We start from the raw sequence: 16,627 nt of genomic DNA, 5'->3' as shown, positions 1-16,627 counted from the left end.
AAGCCCGGGCCCGATGATCGGGCCCGGGCTTCGTCGTGTCAGATGACCGGGGTCAGGGAACTCGCCCAGAAGCCGGCGTAGCGGCCCGCCCGACTGAGGAGTTCGTCGTGGGTGCCGTCTTCCGCGATGTGGGCGTGGTCGAGGAAGACGATGCGGTCGGCGCGGCGGACGGTGCGTAGGCGGTGGGCCACCATCACCACGGTTCGGCCTGCCATCAGGCGTTCGATTCCCGCGTGGACGGCGGCCTCGTTCACGGGGTCGAGGGCGGAGGTCACCTCGTCGAGCAGGACGATCGGGGCGTCCTTCAGCAGGGCTCGGGCGATCGACACACGTTGGCGCTCACCGCCGGACAGTGCGGTGCCGCCTTCGCCGACGTTCGTTGCCCAGCCGCCGGGGAGACGGTCGATCACCTCGTCGAGGCGGGCCGCGCTCGCGGCTGTTCGCACCTGTTCGTCGGTGGCGTCGGGGCGTCCGAGGCGGATGTTGTCTTCGATCGTGCCGTCGAAGAGGTAGACGTCCTGGAAGACGATGGCGAACTGGGCCATCAGCGTTTCGCTGCTGATGGAACGCACGTCGACGCCGCCGATGCGAACCGTGCCCGCGTCGACGTCGTAGAAGCGGGCGATCAGTTGCAGAAGAGAGGTCTTACCCGCTCCGGACGGTCCGACCACAGCCAGACGTTGTCCTTGGGGAACTGTCAGCGATACTTCGTCGAGCACCGCGCGGGTGCCGTGCTGGAAGGTGACGGCGTCGAAGGTCAGGTCGTGGGCTTGCGGCTGCAGCGGGGTGCTGGGTTCCGGCAAGGTCTCAGTCCGCAGGAGCGCATCCAGACGCACCAGTTCGGATCGAGCGCTGCGGAGTTGGCCGCCGATATCAGCGAGTGAGAGCAGCGGGTCGGCGCAGCGAGCGGCGAGGATCAGGATCGCCGAAAACTCTGCCGCACCGATATCTCCGCCGAGGGCGAGGTACGTGCCGAGTGCCAGTAGCACGGTGAACACCGCTTGCACCGCCAGCGAGAGGCCGAGGATTCCGGGCAGGGCCGTGAATGCTCGGCGGCGCGACAGGCGCGCGAGTTCCTGTAGCGAATCGTCGAGCAGGTCGAACCGTTGCGCGGTCCGCCCTCCAGCCCGCAGAACCGGCTGGGCCTGCAGATATTCGATGACACGTTGTGCGGTGTCGTGGTCACGTTCGTGCCGCTGCGCGTCACCGACTGCCATCGCGCGCCCCGACCAGAGCTGAATCGCGGCGACGATCGGTACGGCGGCGGCCGCTGCCAACCCCAACTGCCAGTTGAACGCGAACATCACGACGATGATCGTCAGCGGCGTCACGGCGGCGGAGATGAGCGGCGACATCAAATGCGCGATCACGCTCAACGCCTGCAGGACACCACGACTGGCGAGCACGGACACCTCACCCACCCGACCTGCCGTGTACCAGCCGATGGGCAGTCGGGCCAGATGGTCACCGAGTCGGTAGTACACACCACGCAGCAGTGTGGTCCCGACGCGGAAACCGGACAGATCGCTGCGGTATCGCAGTGCCGCGTAGAGAGCGACGGCGCCACCCAGCGCGATCAGCCAGGGCCGGGCGTCGGCGGGATCGTCACCGAACAGCGCTCGCAGCACGGGAACCAGTAGCGCATAGGACAGTCCCTCGGCGACCGCGGTCACGGTCATCAACGCGACGGTGCGCCGTACCGGTCCTGCGTACTCGGGTCCGAGCACGCGCAACAGCATGCGAATCATCGTGGGTCTCCCTGTAGTTCCGCGGTCACCGCTCGGTGCGAGTGCCAGAAGTCGGCGAACTTTCCTCGCCGGTCGAGCAGATCGGCGGGTCGGCCGCGTTCGACGATGGTGCCGTTGTCGAGCATCACGACCGTGTCGGCGTCGGCGATCGTCTCCAGCCGATGGGCGATCACGAGGATGGTCCGGTCGCGACCGAGCGACGCCAAGGCCTGTCGCACCGCCTGTTCGGTCTGTGGGTCCGCGAAGGCGGTCGCCTCGTCCAGAACCAGCACCGGCGCGTCGGAGAGCAGTGCCCGCGCCAGCGAAATCCGTTGCGCCTCACCACCGGACAAGGCCGCGTCGTCGCCGATCACCGTGTCGTAGCCGCGTGGCAACTCCAGGATGCGGTCGTGGATATTCGCCAGGTGAGCGGCGCGAATCACGGTGTCACGGTCCGCATGTGGGACAGCAAGGGCGATATTGTCCGCGACCGATGCTCGCAGCAGCCGCACATCCTGGAAGACGAACGAGACCGTTCGATAGAGCTCTCGGCTACCGAGTTCGCGCAGGTCGACTCCGCCGAGGGAGACCGTGCCGTGGGTCGGGTCGAAGAACCGCGGCAGCAGCTGAACCAGGGTGGATTTGCCGCTGCCCGATGGCCCGACGAGTGCCGTGACGGTGCCGGGCTCGAGCACCAGGTCTATCCCGCGCAGCACTTCGTGTTCGGCGTCGTAACCGAACCGCACCCCACGCAGCTCCACCCGATGCCCCTGCGGTGCCCTCGGGCGGGTCGGCTCGGGCAGCGGCGCCTCGTCGAGAACATCGCGAATCCGGTCTGCCGCGCGCCGAGCGGCCTGGAGATCGTCGAAACCGTGCCCGAGCGCCGCCACGGGTGCGGTCAGGCCGATGCCGAGCAGCAGGAACGGCAGCAGATCGGCCGGGGCCATCGCACCGTTCGTGATCAGCACCGCACCGCCGATCAGCACGACCAACAGTACGAACGGCGGCGACAGCGCCACCTGCATGGCCGCCGCGATCCCCGCCAGCCCCCGCACCATCCGCAGGAAGATGTCGGCGAAATCATCAGTGGCCGTGCGGAATCTGCGATGGGCACGCTCGGACCCACCGAACGCCTTCACCACCGCGATGCCCTGCACGAACTCGACGACCGAGCTGGCGATACCACCCATGGCGGTATCGAAATCCCGCTGTTCGCGCAGCCGGGTGGGGGTCATCATCAAGGGAACGAGCGCGATGGCCAGCACGACCGGGATCAGGGTGATGAGGGTGAGCCGCCAGTCGACGGTGAACAGGTAGACCAGCGAGACCAACGGCACCACGAACGCGGACACCAGTTCGCCGGGCGCGTGGGCGATGAACGGGTGGACGGCGCTCACATCGTCGCCCACGATCTTCGCCAGCTCACCGGTGCGACGCCGCGCGAACCAGCCGATCGGCACCCGCGCCAACTGATCGGCCAGCTGCCGCCGGAACGACAGCTGGACTCGATCGTCGAGCAGGTGCCCGATCGCCGAAGAGGCTGCGGTACACAGCAATCGGACCAGCAGGCCCGCCGCTCCGGTCAGCACGACGAGCCACACGTGAGCGCGATCGACCTCGCCGGGCGACAACAAGGTCCGACCCAGCTCGACTACGGCCAGCAAGGGGGTCAGCCCCGCGACGGCGCCGACGACCTGAAGGATCACCACAGCGCTGAAACTGCCGAGATACGGCCGGAGCAGCCTTGTCAGGCTCGTTGCCGGAGCCTGTTCGCCGATGGTGGTCATCGACGGGCTCCCGAACGCACAGCCAGGTGGCTGCGTAGATGATCGAGAATCTCCGCGCGAGCCGGTCGGGCGGCAGGGATCAGCCCCGACATGCTCAGAAAGCCGTGTGTCGCTTCGGGATAGCGGGTCAGCGTCACCTCGGCGCCGGCCTGCCGTAGACGATCGGCGTAGGCAGACGATTGATCCTCGAGCGGATCCAGCCCCGCGGACTGGATGAGAGTGGGGGCGGAACCGGCGAGGTCGTCGTGGAACATCGGCGATATCGCGCGCGCGTCGAAACCTTCGGGCAGCGCGATGCGTTGCACCGCACGGCAATTGGCGGGCGTCGCGGTGGGGCTGTCGGCGTTCTCGGTGAACGAAGGATACTCGAACACCCCGGCGGTCCAATCGAGTTGGGGGTTGATCAGTACCTGGGTCCGCAGCTCACGAGTCTCGAAGGCGGTCAACGCCGCGAGACAAGCCCCCGCACTGCTACCGAGCAGCGCGAGCCGAGCCCCGTCCGCACCCCACTGCCCCGCCCGCGTGACGAGTACCCGCACCGCATCCCGGGCATCCTCGACGGCCGCCGGAATCGGATGCTCCGGCGCGAGCCGATAGTCCACCGACGCCACCACGGCCGGACACTCGGCAGCCAGATGACTCAACAGCCAATCGTCCTGCTCGGGCACCCCGCTGATGAACCCACCACCGTGAAACGCGACGATCAACGGGAGCCCCGAACCCCCGTGCACCGGCCGATGCACCCGAACATTCAGCATGCGACCGGGCAGTTCGAGAATGTGGGCAGTACTGAGCGCACCGCGATCCGACCGACCGGTGATGAACGTCCCGAGAGCGGACCGACGCAACTTCTCCTGCGCCCCACGCCCCTCGACGACCTCTGCCGGGGTGATCGAATCCCAATCCGGCCCACGCTTCACTGCGGCCAACACCCGCATCCGAACAGGAACTCTGCCTCGCATGATCTGCCTCCTGGCGCTCGCGCACCACCCGTCTCCCGGCGATGTAGAGCTACCCTGACAGCCGCGGCCACCACTGCGCTTTCGGAAACATGCGGTCACTCTCGACGACCGGCTCGCGCGGCGACTCACGCCGCATTCGAGTCGTTCAAACCTATTTCCGGCAGATCATGATCAATCGCACAGCCGTCGATCGAATCCCCTGTCCGCCCATCCCCGTCCGGTCCCGCACCGGGGTGCACCGGGTAAAATGTCGGGCGATCGGTATGGCGGGGGACGCGAGTTCGCCGAACCGGGAACGCCACGGGTTGCCTGCCTCGGTGGTGTCGTGCCCCGTGCGCTGAGTTGCGCTTGGGCCGGGTGCGAGGTGCCGGCATGGGAAGGGAAAGGGTGATGGGTGGGTTCCACAGATTCATGGGAGGACGAGAGTTCGGGGTCACCCTTCGGTCCTCCGCTGGATGCGCTCGGGCCTGATCCTGCCGCAGTCGCGGGTTTGCACGAGCAGGCTCCGACTTCGTGGCGACCCGCTGGTCCGGAGCCTGCCCCGGAACCGATGATCCCGGCGCCACCGCCCCAGTTCCGGGCCCCGGCGGGGAATGAGCCGATGCGCACCGCCGGAGCCGATGGGCTGCCGGACTGGTCGGCCCCGGCACCCTCACGGCCGATTCAGCAGGATCGGCGTGAACCTCCGCCGCCGAGTCAGCGCGAACAGCATCGCGAACCCCCGCCGCATAGTCAGCGGGATCAACATGGCCGGCCCCCACCGCCCCGTCAGCGGGATCACGAGCCTCTGCCGTCCATTCAGCAGGAACCGAATCGCGAACCCTCACCGCCCAGTCGGGAAGATCGACTTCGCGAGCCTCCGTCGTCGTGGGATGACGACCCGATGGCCGCGATCTTCAAGCCGGGCAAGGTATCTGGTCGCCAGCAGTCGCAGTCCTCGTGGGATGAAGCCGACCTTTTCGATGACCTCTACAACGACAGCCGGACGAACACCACGCCCACCGATCCGTCGTCGAAATCGGGCCGCGGCAAGGTGGGAGTCATCCTGCTCGGTTCGGTGGCCACGATCGCGGTCGGCGTGGCCGCGGCGATGACCTACGTCGTCGTGCGCGGCCAGAACAGCGAACCGGAAGAGACGGTCGTCGTCGCCGCGACCAGCCCGCCGACCACGACGAGAAAGACGGCAGGGCCACTCGCCTGCGCCGACGAACAGCGCGGCACCCTGACCATCGGCCGCGGTCACGGTGACAACAACTCCGGCCCCGGGGTGATCCTCGGCTTCGAGTACGCGTTCTACACCGACCGCAACGGCGAGAAGGCACGGTCGTATGTGGCCCCCGAAGCCGACACCGTCGGTTCGGCCCCGATCATCCAGGACGGCATCGACAAGTACGTGCCGCTCGGCACCACCTACTGCGCCCAGATCAACCAGATCGGTCCGGACAGTTACGAACTCGACCTGACCGAACGTCGTCCGGGCGGCACATCAGCCGACGACCTGCTCTACACCCAGCTCATCACCACCACCGTCCGCGACGGGCGAACGATGATCGCGACGATTCGCGAACGGGGACAGTGAGATTCGGACCGGACACGGTCGGGCCCACTGAACGACGTGCCCTCCAAGCCGATTCGGCTTGGAGGGCACCGTCGTTCAGACAAATGGATGAAGCGATGTAGGCAGCGTCAGATCGTGCTTCCCACGGCGCCGCCGATGACGCCGCCGACAATGGCCGCTGGGACGCCGCAGGCGACAGCGCCGACAGCCGAACCGGCGGCGACCGTCGCCGCGAATGCCGCGCCCGCGGCCGGAGCAGCCATGACACCAGCCGTTGCCGCGCCCGCAGCGGTACCAGCGGCTACCGCGGCAGCAGGGGCGAGGGTGGCAGACGTGATCAACCCACCCGCCACGCCGCACACGACCGCTGCCGGCACACCGCCCACCGCCGCACCCGCCAGGGCACCCGCGGCGATCTTGTCCGAGCGACTCGGGTCGATACCGATCGACTTTCCGCCGGTGGCGATCGCGGCTTCGGTGTTGGCGGCAGCCGAGTTCACTCCGTCGAGAAGGTCTTCCGGCACCGCGTCGGGCACCGGCGAGGTGAAGTCGCCCAGACGCAGCGTGCGGTCCGGTGGGGCGATGGGAGCAACCGGCTCCACCGCTTGTGGTGCGTGCAGCGCACCGAGGTTGACCGGCGGCGCACTTTCATTGCTCGGCACCGTCCGGTGGCCCGGCGGGACAGCGTAGTCACCGAACGGGCCGGGCTTGGCCTCGCGCGGCACGGTGACGCCCGGCTGACGCGGGGTGGTGCGCGGCCCGAACGCGGCGTTCGGATCGTCGCCCGGCGCGGTGACGCCAGGCTGCACGGTGGTGGTACGTCCCGGCCCGACCACGGGTGTCGCGCCGCCGCGCTCGCCGGGCAGCGGCGGGGTGGCTGTTCCCGGTTCCGGTTTCGCCGGGTTCGGCGTTGCCGTGGTGGTTTTGGGCGCCTGCGTGTCGCTGGGTGCCAGGCTGGTCGATGTCGAACTCGCGACATCGGTGCCGGTGTTGGTGCAGGCGACAGCGAACATGACGGGAAGGATCCCTAATGCTGGTGCCGCGCGCCTCGCGATCACTCCTGCTTTGATTCTTCGGTGCTTGCCGGCCATTTCGAACTCCCCGCTTCTGATCATGTCGACATACGGCACCGTCACGGTGCCGGACGCGCCACACTAAACATGACCAATATGGCGCCGTCAAAACCTGGGTGCGGGTTGACAATCACCGAGTAATACCGGAGTTCGATTCCACAATGCCCTGCCACCAGCGGAATCATCACCCATCATGCAGGCGCACAAGGCCGACTGTGTCGTCACTCACTCCCGGTACTCGCCACGCCCCTACACCATTCGAGCGAACAGCCGAAAATCGGTGCCCAATTGCGGGCTGTCAGCCCAAAACCGCGCGCGGATCCGGGAGGTACATGCCGGCTTTGCCGCGCACGGTGCTCCACATGGCGAATCCCATCACGGGCGTATTCTGGGCGATCATCATCTGGCGGTTACCGAGGTCGATGACGGCGGGTACGACGACGGTGCCGAAACTCATCGCTTTGTTGGTGACGGCACCGAAGCTGGCCGGGTGAACTCGATCAGATATCAGTGCGGCGATCGCGCACGCACCGCCTTTCACCGCGAAGGCGCTCGGCCGGCGGATCGAGCGGGCGAATTCGTCTACCTGCCTGGTGAATCCGGCAACGGTGGCGGGTGAGATCTCACCCGCGTGGCCTACACAGACGGCCAGTTCGATCGGGTTCAGTGAACTCTTGATCACCGCGCCGACGCCGATCAGCGACAGCACCGGGCCCACCCAGTTCCGGCTCACCTGGAGACCGCCCATATTCATGTGGTGGGCGACAGCCGCCAGATAGGCCTGCACCGCCGCGCTCTCCTGCGGTGCGCCCGCCGACGGAGATTGCTGCGGCGCAGCATAATCGGGCTGGGGCGCACCGTACTGAGCAGGTGGCTGCTGGTACTGCGGTGGATAGTGCTGCTGCTGCGGGTACGGCTGCTGCGGCGGCGCCCCGAACGGCCCGGACTGCTGCGGATATCCCCACGGACCCCCTGGTCCACCTGGCGTAGTCATAGCCCCTCCTTCGCCCGTCCCATATGAACACCGGACACTACCGGCCACTCGAACCGCCCCACGCGCGAGCACCATCTACGAGATCGTCGTCTGCGGCCGACAAGCACACAGTTGCGCGCTTCTGACGGAAATAGCACGTCGTTCGTCGAGGATCACAGTAACTTTGTCGGCATGGGCGACGGTTCGGACGTCGACTCGACTGCGGGCGAGGAGTTGTTGCGGTGGCGCTGGGATCGCTTGACCTGGATGGGGCTTTTCGGGCCGCGATGGCCGGTCTCGCTGTGCCCGACCGGATCGACCCGATCGATACCATCGACGCCGCGTTCGGGCTCGAAGTGTTCGAATCGCAGGTCGCCAGTAGGCATCTCGATCTGGCGGCGCGGCGGTTGGGGGCCGCCCGGCAGGGGTTCTACAGCATCGGGTCCTCGGGGCACGAGGGCAATGCGGCGGTGGCGGCCGCGTCACGCGTCGACGATCCGGCGTTGTTGCACTATCGGTCGGCGGCGTTCTTCGTGCAGCGGTGCCGGCTGATTGCGGGCTCGGATCCGATTCGGGACGTGCTGCTGGGGGTTGTCGCGGCGGCGGCTGATCCGATCTCCGGTGGTCGGCACAAGGTGATCGGGAGTGCGGCGGCGTCGATCATTCCGCAGACCTCGACCATCGCTTCGCATCTGCCGCGTGCGGTGGGGTTGGCCTTCGCGTTGGATCGGGCTGCGAAGCAAGGGGTTTCGTGTCCGTGGCCCGCTGATGCGGTGGTGGTGTGCAGTTTCGGCGACGCGTCGGCCAACCATTCGACGGCAGTCGGTGCGGTCAACGCCGCCCTGCATGCCGCCCATCAGGGTGTGCCGATGCCGCTGGTGTTCGTCTGCGAGGACAACGGACTCGGCATCAGCGTGCCCACCGCGCCGGACTGGATCGAGCGCGCCTACGGTCCCAGGCCGGGACTCACCTACCTCGCCGCCGACGGTTGCGACCTGCCCGACGTTCTCGGTGCGGCCCAAGACGCGGTGTCTCTGGCACGGACCTGGCGGGTGCCGGTCTTCCTGCACCTGCGCACCGTCCGGCTCGGTGGCCACGCCGGGTCCGATGTGGAGTCCGCCTACCGCGGTGCGGCCGACATCGCCGCCGATCTAGCGCGCGACCCTCTCCTCGGCACCGCCCGATACTTGATGTCGGCGGGAATCGCCGATGCGGACGACCTGCTCGAGCGGTACACGCGGATCGGTGCCCGCGTGCGGGAGACGGCCGACGAGGTGGTTCACGAGGCTCGGCTCGATTCCGCCGCGGCCGTGATCGCGCCGCTCGCGCCGACTCACCCCCGCGCGATCCGCGACGACGTCACCCGGCCCGGCCCACGAGTTCCCCCGGTACAGGCGCCAGCCGACGAACTGCGTCGCGAGTCCGCGCCCCGACCGCCTGAGCCATCGAAGATGGCGGATCACACTCCCCGGATGACACTGGCGCAGGCCATCAATCACACGCTCGGCGAACTGCTCGCCCGAGACCCTGATGTGCTGGTATTCGGTGAGGATGTCGGCCGCAAGGGCGGCGTCTACGGCGTCACGAAGGGCCTCAGAAAACGCTTCGGCGCACGACGCGTCTTCGACACTCTCCTCGACGAACAGTCCATCCTCGGCACCGCGCTCGGCACCGGACTAGCCGGATTCATCCCGATCCCCGAGGTCCAATACCTGGCCTACGTCCACAACGCGGCCGATCAGATTCGCGGCGAAGCGGCCACACTGCAGTTCTTCTCGAACGGCCGGTACCGCAACCCGATGGTCCTGCGCATCGCCGGCCTCGCCTACCAAAAGGGTTTCGGCGGCCACTTCCACAACGACGATTCGCTGGCGGCGCTGCGCGATATCCCCGGAGTCGTCGTCGCGGTACCGGCGCGCGCCGACGACGCGGCCGCGATGCTACGCACCTGCGTGTCAGCGGCCCGTGTCGATGGCCGAGTGTGCGTGTTCGTCGAACCGATAGCGCTGTACCACACAAGAGATCTACATCCAGGCGACGAATCCTGGCTGGCCTCCCCCACCACCGACCACATCCCGATCGGCACCGCGCGCATCTACGGCGACGGCACCGACGTCACCGTCGTCACTTTCGGCAACGGCGTCCCGATGAGCCTGCGCGCCGCGAACCGCCTTGCCGCCCAAGGGATCCACACGCGAGTACTCGACCTCCGCTGGCTCAATCCCCTACCGACCGCCGATCTGCTCCAGCATTCCGAAGCCACCGGCCGGGTCTTGGTCGCCGATGAAACGCGTTGCAGCGGTGGGGTTTCCGAGTCGGTGTATGCGGCGCTGATCGATGCGGGCTATCGCGGTGCGCTCGCCCGAGTCACGAGTGCGGACAGTTTCGTTCCACTCGGTCCCGCCGCCGACACTGTCTTGCTGAGCGAGTCGGATATCGAAGAAGCCGCCGGTCGTCTTCTGCGCTGATCTCAGCTGGGTCCGCTACCGGTACCAGACACGCAGGCCGCCCCAGGTGAGGGAAGCGGCGAACTCAGGCGAATTTGATCTCGAGGCCGATGCCGAGGATCGCGATGAACCAGACGATGCCGACGAAGATGGTGATGCGGTCGAGGTTCTTCTCGACGACGGTGGAGCCGGACAGGCTCGACTGCACGCCGCCACCGAAGAGGCTGGACAAGCCGCCACCCTTGGCGCGGTGCAACAGCACCAGCAGCACCAACAGCAAGCTGGTGATCACAAGGAGGATATCGAGGAACAGCGACATGAGGTTCATCCTAGGTGGTGGAGGACCGACTGGTCTAACCAGGCTCGACGGCGACCAGATGTGAGACGGTGTGGGGGCCTGCGGAGTACTGGGCGACGGTCTGTTCGATCTCCTGGTCACGGGCGGTCAAGCGCACCTGGTGCTGGTGCATGTGCTCGGCCCAGGACCGGACGACGAAGGCTTCGACGAAGCGGTCGACGGTGCCGACATCGCGGTAGAGCCGCCATTCCATCGCGCCCGTGCGCTGCCGGGATCGCCCGACCATCGCCATCGATTCGGTGAAGGCGGCAACGTCGTGCGGTGGCACGTCGTAGCCGCGCATCACCAGGACGGGGCCGTCCTCGGGCTCGGGCTCGACCACGAGTTGCGGTTCGGGCCAGTACGCCGCCGGTGAGAGGTCGATCTCCTCGACGTTGTGCCGGATCGGCCACCACAGGGTGCTCACGGCACAGCACGCCAGCATCACCGCCGCGATCAGCAGCGCCGTCACGGCACCGTAGGCACCGGCGACCAGACCCCAGAGCAGGGAACCCATCGCCTGTCCGCCCATGAACACCAGCATGTACACCGACAGACCGCGGGCGCGGACCCAGGCAGGCAGGAGCAACTGCATGGTCGAGTTCAGCGTCGACATCGCCAGCAACCACGCCAACCCTGCCCCCACCAGCAGCACGAGTACCAGCACCACGTGGTGGACCAGCGCGGTCGCGACGGCGCCGAGCCCGAACAGGACCGCGGCGAACGCGAGTCGCTGGGTGGGGGTGAACAGGACCCGCAGCCGCGACAATCCGAGCGCACCACAGACCGCGCCGAGCCCGAGCGCACCGAGCAGCAGACCATAGCCCGATGACGACAGTCCGAGTCGATCGTGCGCGATCACCGGCAGCAGCGACCACACCGCGCTGGCGGGGGCGATGAACAGGATCGCGCGGAACAGCACCCGCTTGATCGCGGGCGCGGCTCGAATGAACCGGGTGCCTGCCTGCAACGCCGCGAGGGGCCGTTCGCTGGGTAGCGGGCTCGTTCGCGTCGGCCACTTCGACACCAGCAGCACCGCGACGATGCCGACGAACGACACCGTGTTGAACCCGAACACCACGGTCGGCCCGGCCATCGACACGATCACACCCGCCACCGCGGGACCGACGGCTCGACCGATATTGACGCTCATGCTGCCCAGCGCCGCCACCGACGTGATCTGGTCGCGCGACACCAGTTCGGGCTGAACCGCCTGCCAGGCGGGAGCGGTGAGCGCCTGCCCACAGCCCAGCAGGAACAGCAGGCTGAGCAGGACCGCGGGTGTGGTGTGGCCGGTGGCGGTGAAAACGGTGAGGGTGAGCGAGGCGAGCGCCATGCCCGTCTGCGCGCCGATCAGCAGCCTGCGCCGGTCGACCAGGTCGGCCAGCACGCCGGACGGGATCGACAGCAACATCACCGGCAGCGCGAGCGCGGTCTGCACGAACGACACCAGCGCCGCCGCGTTCGGCTGATCCACGAGGATCCACTGCGCGCCGACCGTCTGCATCCACGTGCCGAGATTCGACACGAGCTGGGCGATCCACAGCGCCCGGAACACCGGTGAACGCAACGGCGCCCAGGTCGAGATTCGCTCCGCCGCCACAGTACCCACCGGTCGAGCATATCCCTGGCGACCGTCATCCCCCGGTATGCGCTCCCCGGCCGAGACAGCGGCCCACCGTCGGCACGACCGTCGCGAAAGATCCTCGCAACCCGCTGGATACCTTGTGGTTCAAGACGATAGAACTGCGATTGGTCGACCGGCGCCTCGACGGCCAGCTCGTCGACGGCAGCTGCATGGGCGAAGTAGTTCCTACCGGATCGCGACCCGCCCCGGACATCGGCCAGCAGGGTGCGGGGCGGTCCGTACCATCGGCTCCATGCGGATATCACCTCGTCCTCTGGCCGTCCTGCTCGCACTGGTCGGCACGGCGGTGGCCGGTTGCGGATCACCCGACAAGGAACCGGCGGACGACACCGCCACGCCGATGGGCCACACCTACATCTCCACCGAGGTCGTTGGCGACAAGATCCCGGGCGGCGGCCCGATGACGCTCACCTTCAGCGACGGCCGGATCTCGGCGAACTCCGGCTGCAACGCCGCGGGCGGCACCGTCGACCTGAGCAACCACGTCCTGCACACCTCACCGCTGGCCAGCACCCTGATGGCGTGCCCGGGCGAACGCGAAGGCGTCGACGCCTGGCAGAACAACTTCCTGGAATCCGACCCCACCTGGCGCCTCGACGGTGATCGGCTGACGCTCACGGGCCAGTCCGTCACCATCCATCTCACCGACAAGAAGATCGTGAGCCCCGACAAGCCGCTGACCGGCACCGCGTGGGTGGTCACCACCATGCTCACCCCGGACGCGCAGATCCGCTCGGCCACGCTCGACCAGGTGAGCCCGAATCTGACCATCGGTGAGGGTGGCACCGTCAGCGGCACCGCGGGCTGCAACCGGATCACCGGCACCGCGGGCGTCGGTCCCGGCGACGCGGTGACCTTCGCCGTCGCCACCACCAAGATGATGTGCCCGCCGGAGGTGATGGAAGTCGAGCAGAACGTACTGCGCGCGCTCGACGGCCGAACCACCGCCACCATCGACGCCGACACCCTCACCCTGCGCAATGACAACGGCTACGGCCTCATCCTGCACGCGCGGTAGCACCACGAAAAAGCGAAGGGCCGGAAACCACGTGGTTTCCGGCCCTTCGGCGTTCAGTACCCGATCAGGGCAGCGGCCCGCCCGCGGCGATCGCCGACAGGGTGGCGAACTCGTCACCCTTGAGCGACGCACCGCCGACCAGCGCGCCGTCGATATCGGGCTGACGGATCAGCTCGCCGATATTCTTGGCGTTCACCGAGCCGCCGTAGAGCACGCGCACACCGGCGGCGATCTCCGGGGAAGCCAGCTTCTCCAGCTCGCCACGGATCGCGCCGCACACTTCCTGCGCGTCGGCCGCCGAGGCGACCTTGCCGGTGCCGATGGCCCAGACCGGCTCGTAGGCGATGACGACCTGCGAAATCTGTTCCGCCGTCAGGCCTTTGAGCGAACCACGCAGCTGCTCGAGGTTGTACTCGACGTGCGTTCCCGCCTCGCGGACGCCGAGACCCTCGCCGATGCAGACGATCGGGGTGATCTCGTACTTCAGCGCCTGCTTGGCCTTGGCCAGCACGGTCGCGTCGTCCTCGTGGTGGTACTGACGACGTTCCGAGTGCCCGACCACCACGAAGGTGCAGCCGAGCTTCGCCAGCATCGGCGCGCTGATCTCGCCGGTGTAGGCACCGGAGTCGTGCGCCGAGACATCCTGCGCACCGTAGGTGATCAGCAGCTTGTCGCCGTCGACGATCGACTGCACACTGCGCAGATCGGTGAACGGCGGGATCACCGTCACGTCGACCTTCGCGAAGTACTTCTCGGGCAGCGCGAACGCCACCTTCTGCACCAGCGAAATGGCCTCGAGGTGGTTGAGGTTCATCTTCCAGTTGCCCGCGATGAGCGGTGTACGTGCTGCCATCGCTCAGCCCTCCAGCACCGAAATACCGGGCAGCTCTTTGCCTTCCAGGTATTCCAGAGAAGCGCCACCACCGGTGGAGATGTGCGAGAAGCCGTCGTCGGGCAGGCCGAGGCTGCGCACGGCAGCCGCCGAGTCACCGCCGCCGACGACCGTGAACGCACCCTTGGAGGTGGCGGTCACGATGGCCTCGGCGACACCACGGGTGCCCGCGGCGAACGCGTCGAACTCGAACACGCCCATCGGGCCGTTCCAGAACACCGTCTTGGCCTCGGTCAGCAGCGCGGCGAACCGCGAGACGGACTCGGGGCCGATGTCCAGCCCCATCCAGCCGTCGGGGATCTCGGTCGAGGCCACGGTCTTCGACTCCGCGTCGGCCGCGAACTTGTCGGCCACCACGATGTCGACGGGCAGGTGCAGCACGTCGCCGAAGCGCTCGAGCAACGACTTGCAGGTGTCGATCATCTCGGCCTGCAGCAGCGAGCCACCGACCGGAAGTCCTTGCGCGGCAAGGAAGGTGAAGCACATGCCGCCGCCGATCACCAAAGTGTCGACCTTCGGTGCCAGCGCCTCGATCACCGCGAGCTTGTCCGAGACCTTGGAGCCACCGAGCACCACCGCGTACGGGCGGGCCGGGTCCTGAGTGAGCTTCTGTAGCACCTCGACCTCGGCCGCGACCAGCGTGCCCGCGTAATGCGGGAGCACCTGCGCGACGTCGTAGACCGACGCCTGCTTGCGGTGCACCACGCCGAAACCGTCGGAGACGAACGCACCGTCGTCGCCGACCAGCTCGACGAACGCCGCGGCCAGCTTGGCCCGATCGGACTCGTCTTTGCTGGTTTCGCGCGGGTCGAAGCGCACGTTCTCGAGCAGCAGCACGTCGCCGTCGGTGAGGCCTTCCGAGCGCGAGAGCGCGTCGTAGCCCACCACGTCACCGGCCAGCTGGACATTGCGGCCCAGCAGCTCGGCGAGCTTCGCCGCCACGGGGGCGAGGGAGAACTTGGCGTCGGGCTCGCCCTTGGGGCGGCCGAGGTGAGCCATCACGACCACCTTGGCGCCCGCGTCGACCAGTGCCTGAATGGTCGGCACCGAGGCGATGATCCGGCCGGGGTCGGTGATCTGACCGTTGTCGTCGAGGGGAACGTTCAGGTCGGAGCGCACGAGCACGCCGCGACCCTCGACACCCTCGGACAGGAGATCTCGAAGCGTCTGAACTGTCATGGTCAGAGCGACTTGCCGACGAGATCGACCAGGTTGGCCAGCCGGTTCGAGTAGCCCCACTCGTTGTCGTACCAGGAGACGACCTTGACCTGGTTGTCGATGACCTTGGTCAGCGGCGCGTCGTAGATCGACGAGTGCGGGTCGGTGACGATGTCGCTCGACACGATCGGGTCCTCGTTGTACTTGAGAATGCCCTTCATCGGGCCCTCGGCGGCGGCCTTCATCGCGGCGTTGATCTCCTCGATGGTGGCCGGCTTCGCCAGGGTCGCGGTGAGGTCGGTGACCGAGCCCGTCGGGACCGGAACGCGCAGCGCGTAGCCGTCGAGCTTGCCCTGCAGCTCGGGCAGCACCAGGCCGATGGCCTTGGCGGCACCGGTGCCGGTGGGGACGATGTTCAGGGCCGCGGCGCGGGCGCGACGCAGATCCTTGTGCGGCGCGTCCTGCAGGTTCTGGTCCTGGGTGTAGGCGTGAATGGTGGTCATCAGACCGTTCACGATGCCGAACGAGTCGTTGAGCACCTTGGCGATCGGACCGAGGCAGTTGGTGGTGCACGAGGCGTTGGAGATGATGTTCTGGCTGCCGTCGTACTTGTCGTCGTTGACGCCCATCACGATGGTGATGTCGTCGCCGGTGGCAGGCGCGGAGATGATGACCTTCTTGGCACCGGCGGACAGGTGGCCCTTGGCCTTCTCGGCGGCGGTGAAGATGCCGGTCGACTCGACGACGACGTCGACACCCAGGTCTGCCCACGGCAGTGCGGAGGGGCGTTCCTTGATCGCGAGCGCCTTGATGCGCTGCTCGCCGACCACGATGGTGTCGCCCTCGACGGAGACGTCCTGCGGCAGACGACCCAGGATCGAGTCGTACTTCAGCAGGGTAGCGAGGGTGTTGATGTCGGTGAGGTCGTTGACCGCGACGATCTCGATATCGGTTTCGCCGACGGCCTTCAGCGCCTCCACCGCACGGAAGAAATTACGTCCGATACGACCGAAGCCGTTGATACCTACCCGGACTGTCACGTTATCG

13 protein-coding genes are annotated in these 16,627 nt (G+C 67.4%); 3 read left to right on the top strand and 10 right to left on the bottom strand.

Annotated elements, in window-relative coordinates; translation table 11 throughout:
* Positions 1-38: 38 nt before the first annotated feature.
* From ACFWO8_RS08320 to ACFWO8_RS08310, 3 genes are read right to left on the bottom strand one after another with little or no spacing between them, the layout of a single operon-like run.
* Entirely contained in the window at positions 39-1,748 is a 1,710-nt protein-coding gene (locus ACFWO8_RS08320) for an ABC transporter ATP-binding protein (RefSeq protein ID WP_378945760.1), read from the bottom strand.
* Entirely contained in the window at positions 1,745-3,514 is a 1,770-nt protein-coding gene (locus tag ACFWO8_RS08315) for an ABC transporter ATP-binding protein (protein WP_378945754.1), read from the bottom strand. Before ACFWO8_RS08315 ends, ACFWO8_RS08320 begins: the two co-directional genes overlap by 4 nt.
* Positions 3,511-4,476: an alpha/beta hydrolase gene (locus ACFWO8_RS08310; protein ID WP_378945749.1), complete on the bottom strand. Its 966-nt coding sequence runs from the start codon at positions 4,474-4,476 to the stop codon at positions 3,511-3,513. The genes ACFWO8_RS08315 and ACFWO8_RS08310 overlap by 4 nt, the downstream gene beginning before the upstream one ends.
* An 883-nt stretch (positions 4,477-5,359) precedes the next feature.
* Between ACFWO8_RS08310 and ACFWO8_RS08305 the strand changes: the two genes are divergently transcribed.
* The gene (locus ACFWO8_RS08305; protein WP_378945744.1) at positions 5,360-6,055 is read left to right on the top strand and encodes a hypothetical protein; all 696 of its coding nucleotides are present in this window, start codon (positions 5,360-5,362) and stop codon (positions 6,053-6,055) included.
* A 107-nt stretch (positions 6,056-6,162) separates the two neighbouring features.
* Here ACFWO8_RS08305 and ACFWO8_RS08300 read toward each other — a convergent pair whose 3' ends face one another.
* Entirely contained in the window at positions 6,163-7,047 is an 885-nt protein-coding gene (locus ACFWO8_RS08300) for a hypothetical protein (protein WP_378945739.1), read from the bottom strand.
* Between the two features lie 358 nt (positions 7,048-7,405).
* A complete protein-coding gene (locus ACFWO8_RS08295) occupies positions 7,406-8,101 on the bottom strand; it encodes a hypothetical protein (RefSeq protein ID WP_378945736.1) in 696 nt (231 codons plus the stop codon).
* A gap of 266 nt (positions 8,102-8,367) precedes the next feature.
* Between ACFWO8_RS08295 and ACFWO8_RS08290 the strand changes: the two genes are divergently transcribed.
* On the top strand, positions 8,368-10,548 hold the full coding sequence (locus ACFWO8_RS08290; RefSeq protein ID WP_378946260.1) for a thiamine pyrophosphate-dependent enzyme: 2,181 nt from the start codon (positions 8,368-8,370) through the stop codon (positions 10,546-10,548).
* Positions 10,549-10,612: 64 nt separating this feature from the next.
* Here ACFWO8_RS08290 and secG read toward each other — a convergent pair whose 3' ends face one another.
* Together secG and ACFWO8_RS08280 are read right to left on the bottom strand one after the other, a co-directional pair.
* Positions 10,613-10,846 (bottom strand): preprotein translocase subunit SecG, encoded by a 234-nt coding sequence (secG, locus tag ACFWO8_RS08285; protein WP_101468684.1) that lies wholly within the window; start codon positions 10,844-10,846, stop codon positions 10,613-10,615.
* Positions 10,847-10,880: 34 nt separating this feature from the next.
* Positions 10,881-12,476 carry an MFS transporter gene (locus ACFWO8_RS08280; RefSeq protein ID WP_378945731.1) on the bottom strand — a complete coding sequence of 532 codons (1,596 nt, stop codon included), beginning with the start codon at positions 12,474-12,476 and terminating at the stop codon, positions 10,881-10,883.
* 268 nt (positions 12,477-12,744) lie between these two features.
* Here ACFWO8_RS08280 and ACFWO8_RS08275 point away from each other — a divergent pair, with 268 nt between their 5' ends.
* A complete protein-coding gene (locus tag ACFWO8_RS08275) occupies positions 12,745-13,530 on the top strand; it encodes an META domain-containing protein (protein WP_378945726.1) in 786 nt (261 codons plus the stop codon).
* Positions 13,531-13,594: 64 nt separating this feature from the next.
* On the opposite strand, the gene tpiA is transcribed toward ACFWO8_RS08275, so the two are convergent.
* From tpiA to gap, 3 genes are read right to left on the bottom strand one after another with little or no spacing between them, the layout of a single operon-like run.
* Positions 13,595-14,383 carry a triose-phosphate isomerase gene (gene tpiA, locus ACFWO8_RS08270; RefSeq protein ID WP_378945723.1) on the bottom strand — a complete coding sequence of 263 codons (789 nt, stop codon included), beginning with the start codon at positions 14,381-14,383 and terminating at the stop codon, positions 13,595-13,597.
* Between the two features lie 3 nt (positions 14,384-14,386).
* The gene (locus tag ACFWO8_RS08265) at positions 14,387-15,601 is read right to left on the bottom strand and encodes a phosphoglycerate kinase (protein WP_378945718.1); all 1,215 of its coding nucleotides are present in this window, start codon (positions 15,599-15,601) and stop codon (positions 14,387-14,389) included.
* 2 nt (positions 15,602-15,603) lie between these two features.
* Positions 15,604-16,620: a type I glyceraldehyde-3-phosphate dehydrogenase gene (gene gap / locus ACFWO8_RS08260; RefSeq protein WP_378945713.1), complete on the bottom strand. Its 1,017-nt coding sequence runs from the start codon at positions 16,618-16,620 to the stop codon at positions 15,604-15,606.
* Positions 16,621-16,627: the final 7 nt, after the last annotated feature.

It is taken from the genome of Nocardia sp. NPDC058480 (assembly GCF_042720495.1).
Lineage (GTDB): Bacteria > Actinomycetota > Actinomycetes > Mycobacteriales > Mycobacteriaceae > Nocardia.
Note: the sequence above shows the minus strand (reverse complement) of the source record. Positions and strands in the feature narration are given on the sequence as shown.

Excerpts from the sequence above, each read along its gene's own strand:
- ACFWO8_RS08320 (WP_378945760.1), bottom strand. The coding sequence starts at position 1,748 with ATGATTCGCATGCTGTTGCGCGTGCTCGGACCCGAGTACGCAGGACCG.
- ACFWO8_RS08315 (WP_378945754.1), bottom strand. The coding sequence starts at position 3,514 with ATGACCACCATCGGCGAACAGGCTCCGGCAACGAGCCTGACAAGGCTG.
- ACFWO8_RS08310 (WP_378945749.1), bottom strand. The coding sequence starts at position 4,476 with ATGCGAGGCAGAGTTCCTGTTCGGATGCGGGTGTTGGCCGCAGTGAAG.
- ACFWO8_RS08305 (WP_378945744.1), top strand. The coding sequence starts at position 5,360 with ATGGCCGCGATCTTCAAGCCGGGCAAGGTATCTGGTCGCCAGCAGTCG.
- ACFWO8_RS08300 (WP_378945739.1), bottom strand. The coding sequence starts at position 7,047 with ATGTTCGCTGTCGCCTGCACCAACACCGGCACCGATGTCGCGAGTTCG.
- ACFWO8_RS08295 (WP_378945736.1), bottom strand. The coding sequence starts at position 8,101 with ATGACTACGCCAGGTGGACCAGGGGGTCCGTGGGGATATCCGCAGCAG.
- ACFWO8_RS08290 (WP_378946260.1), top strand. The coding sequence starts at position 8,368 with ATGGCCGGTCTCGCTGTGCCCGACCGGATCGACCCGATCGATACCATC.
- secG (WP_101468684.1), bottom strand. The coding sequence starts at position 10,846 with ATGTCGCTGTTCCTCGATATCCTCCTTGTGATCACCAGCTTGCTGTTG.
- ACFWO8_RS08275 (WP_378945726.1), top strand. The coding sequence starts at position 12,745 with ATGCGGATATCACCTCGTCCTCTGGCCGTCCTGCTCGCACTGGTCGGC.
- tpiA (WP_378945723.1), bottom strand. The coding sequence starts at position 14,383 with ATGGCAGCACGTACACCGCTCATCGCGGGCAACTGGAAGATGAACCTC.
- ACFWO8_RS08265 (WP_378945718.1), bottom strand. The coding sequence starts at position 15,601 with ATGACAGTTCAGACGCTTCGAGATCTCCTGTCCGAGGGTGTCGAGGGT.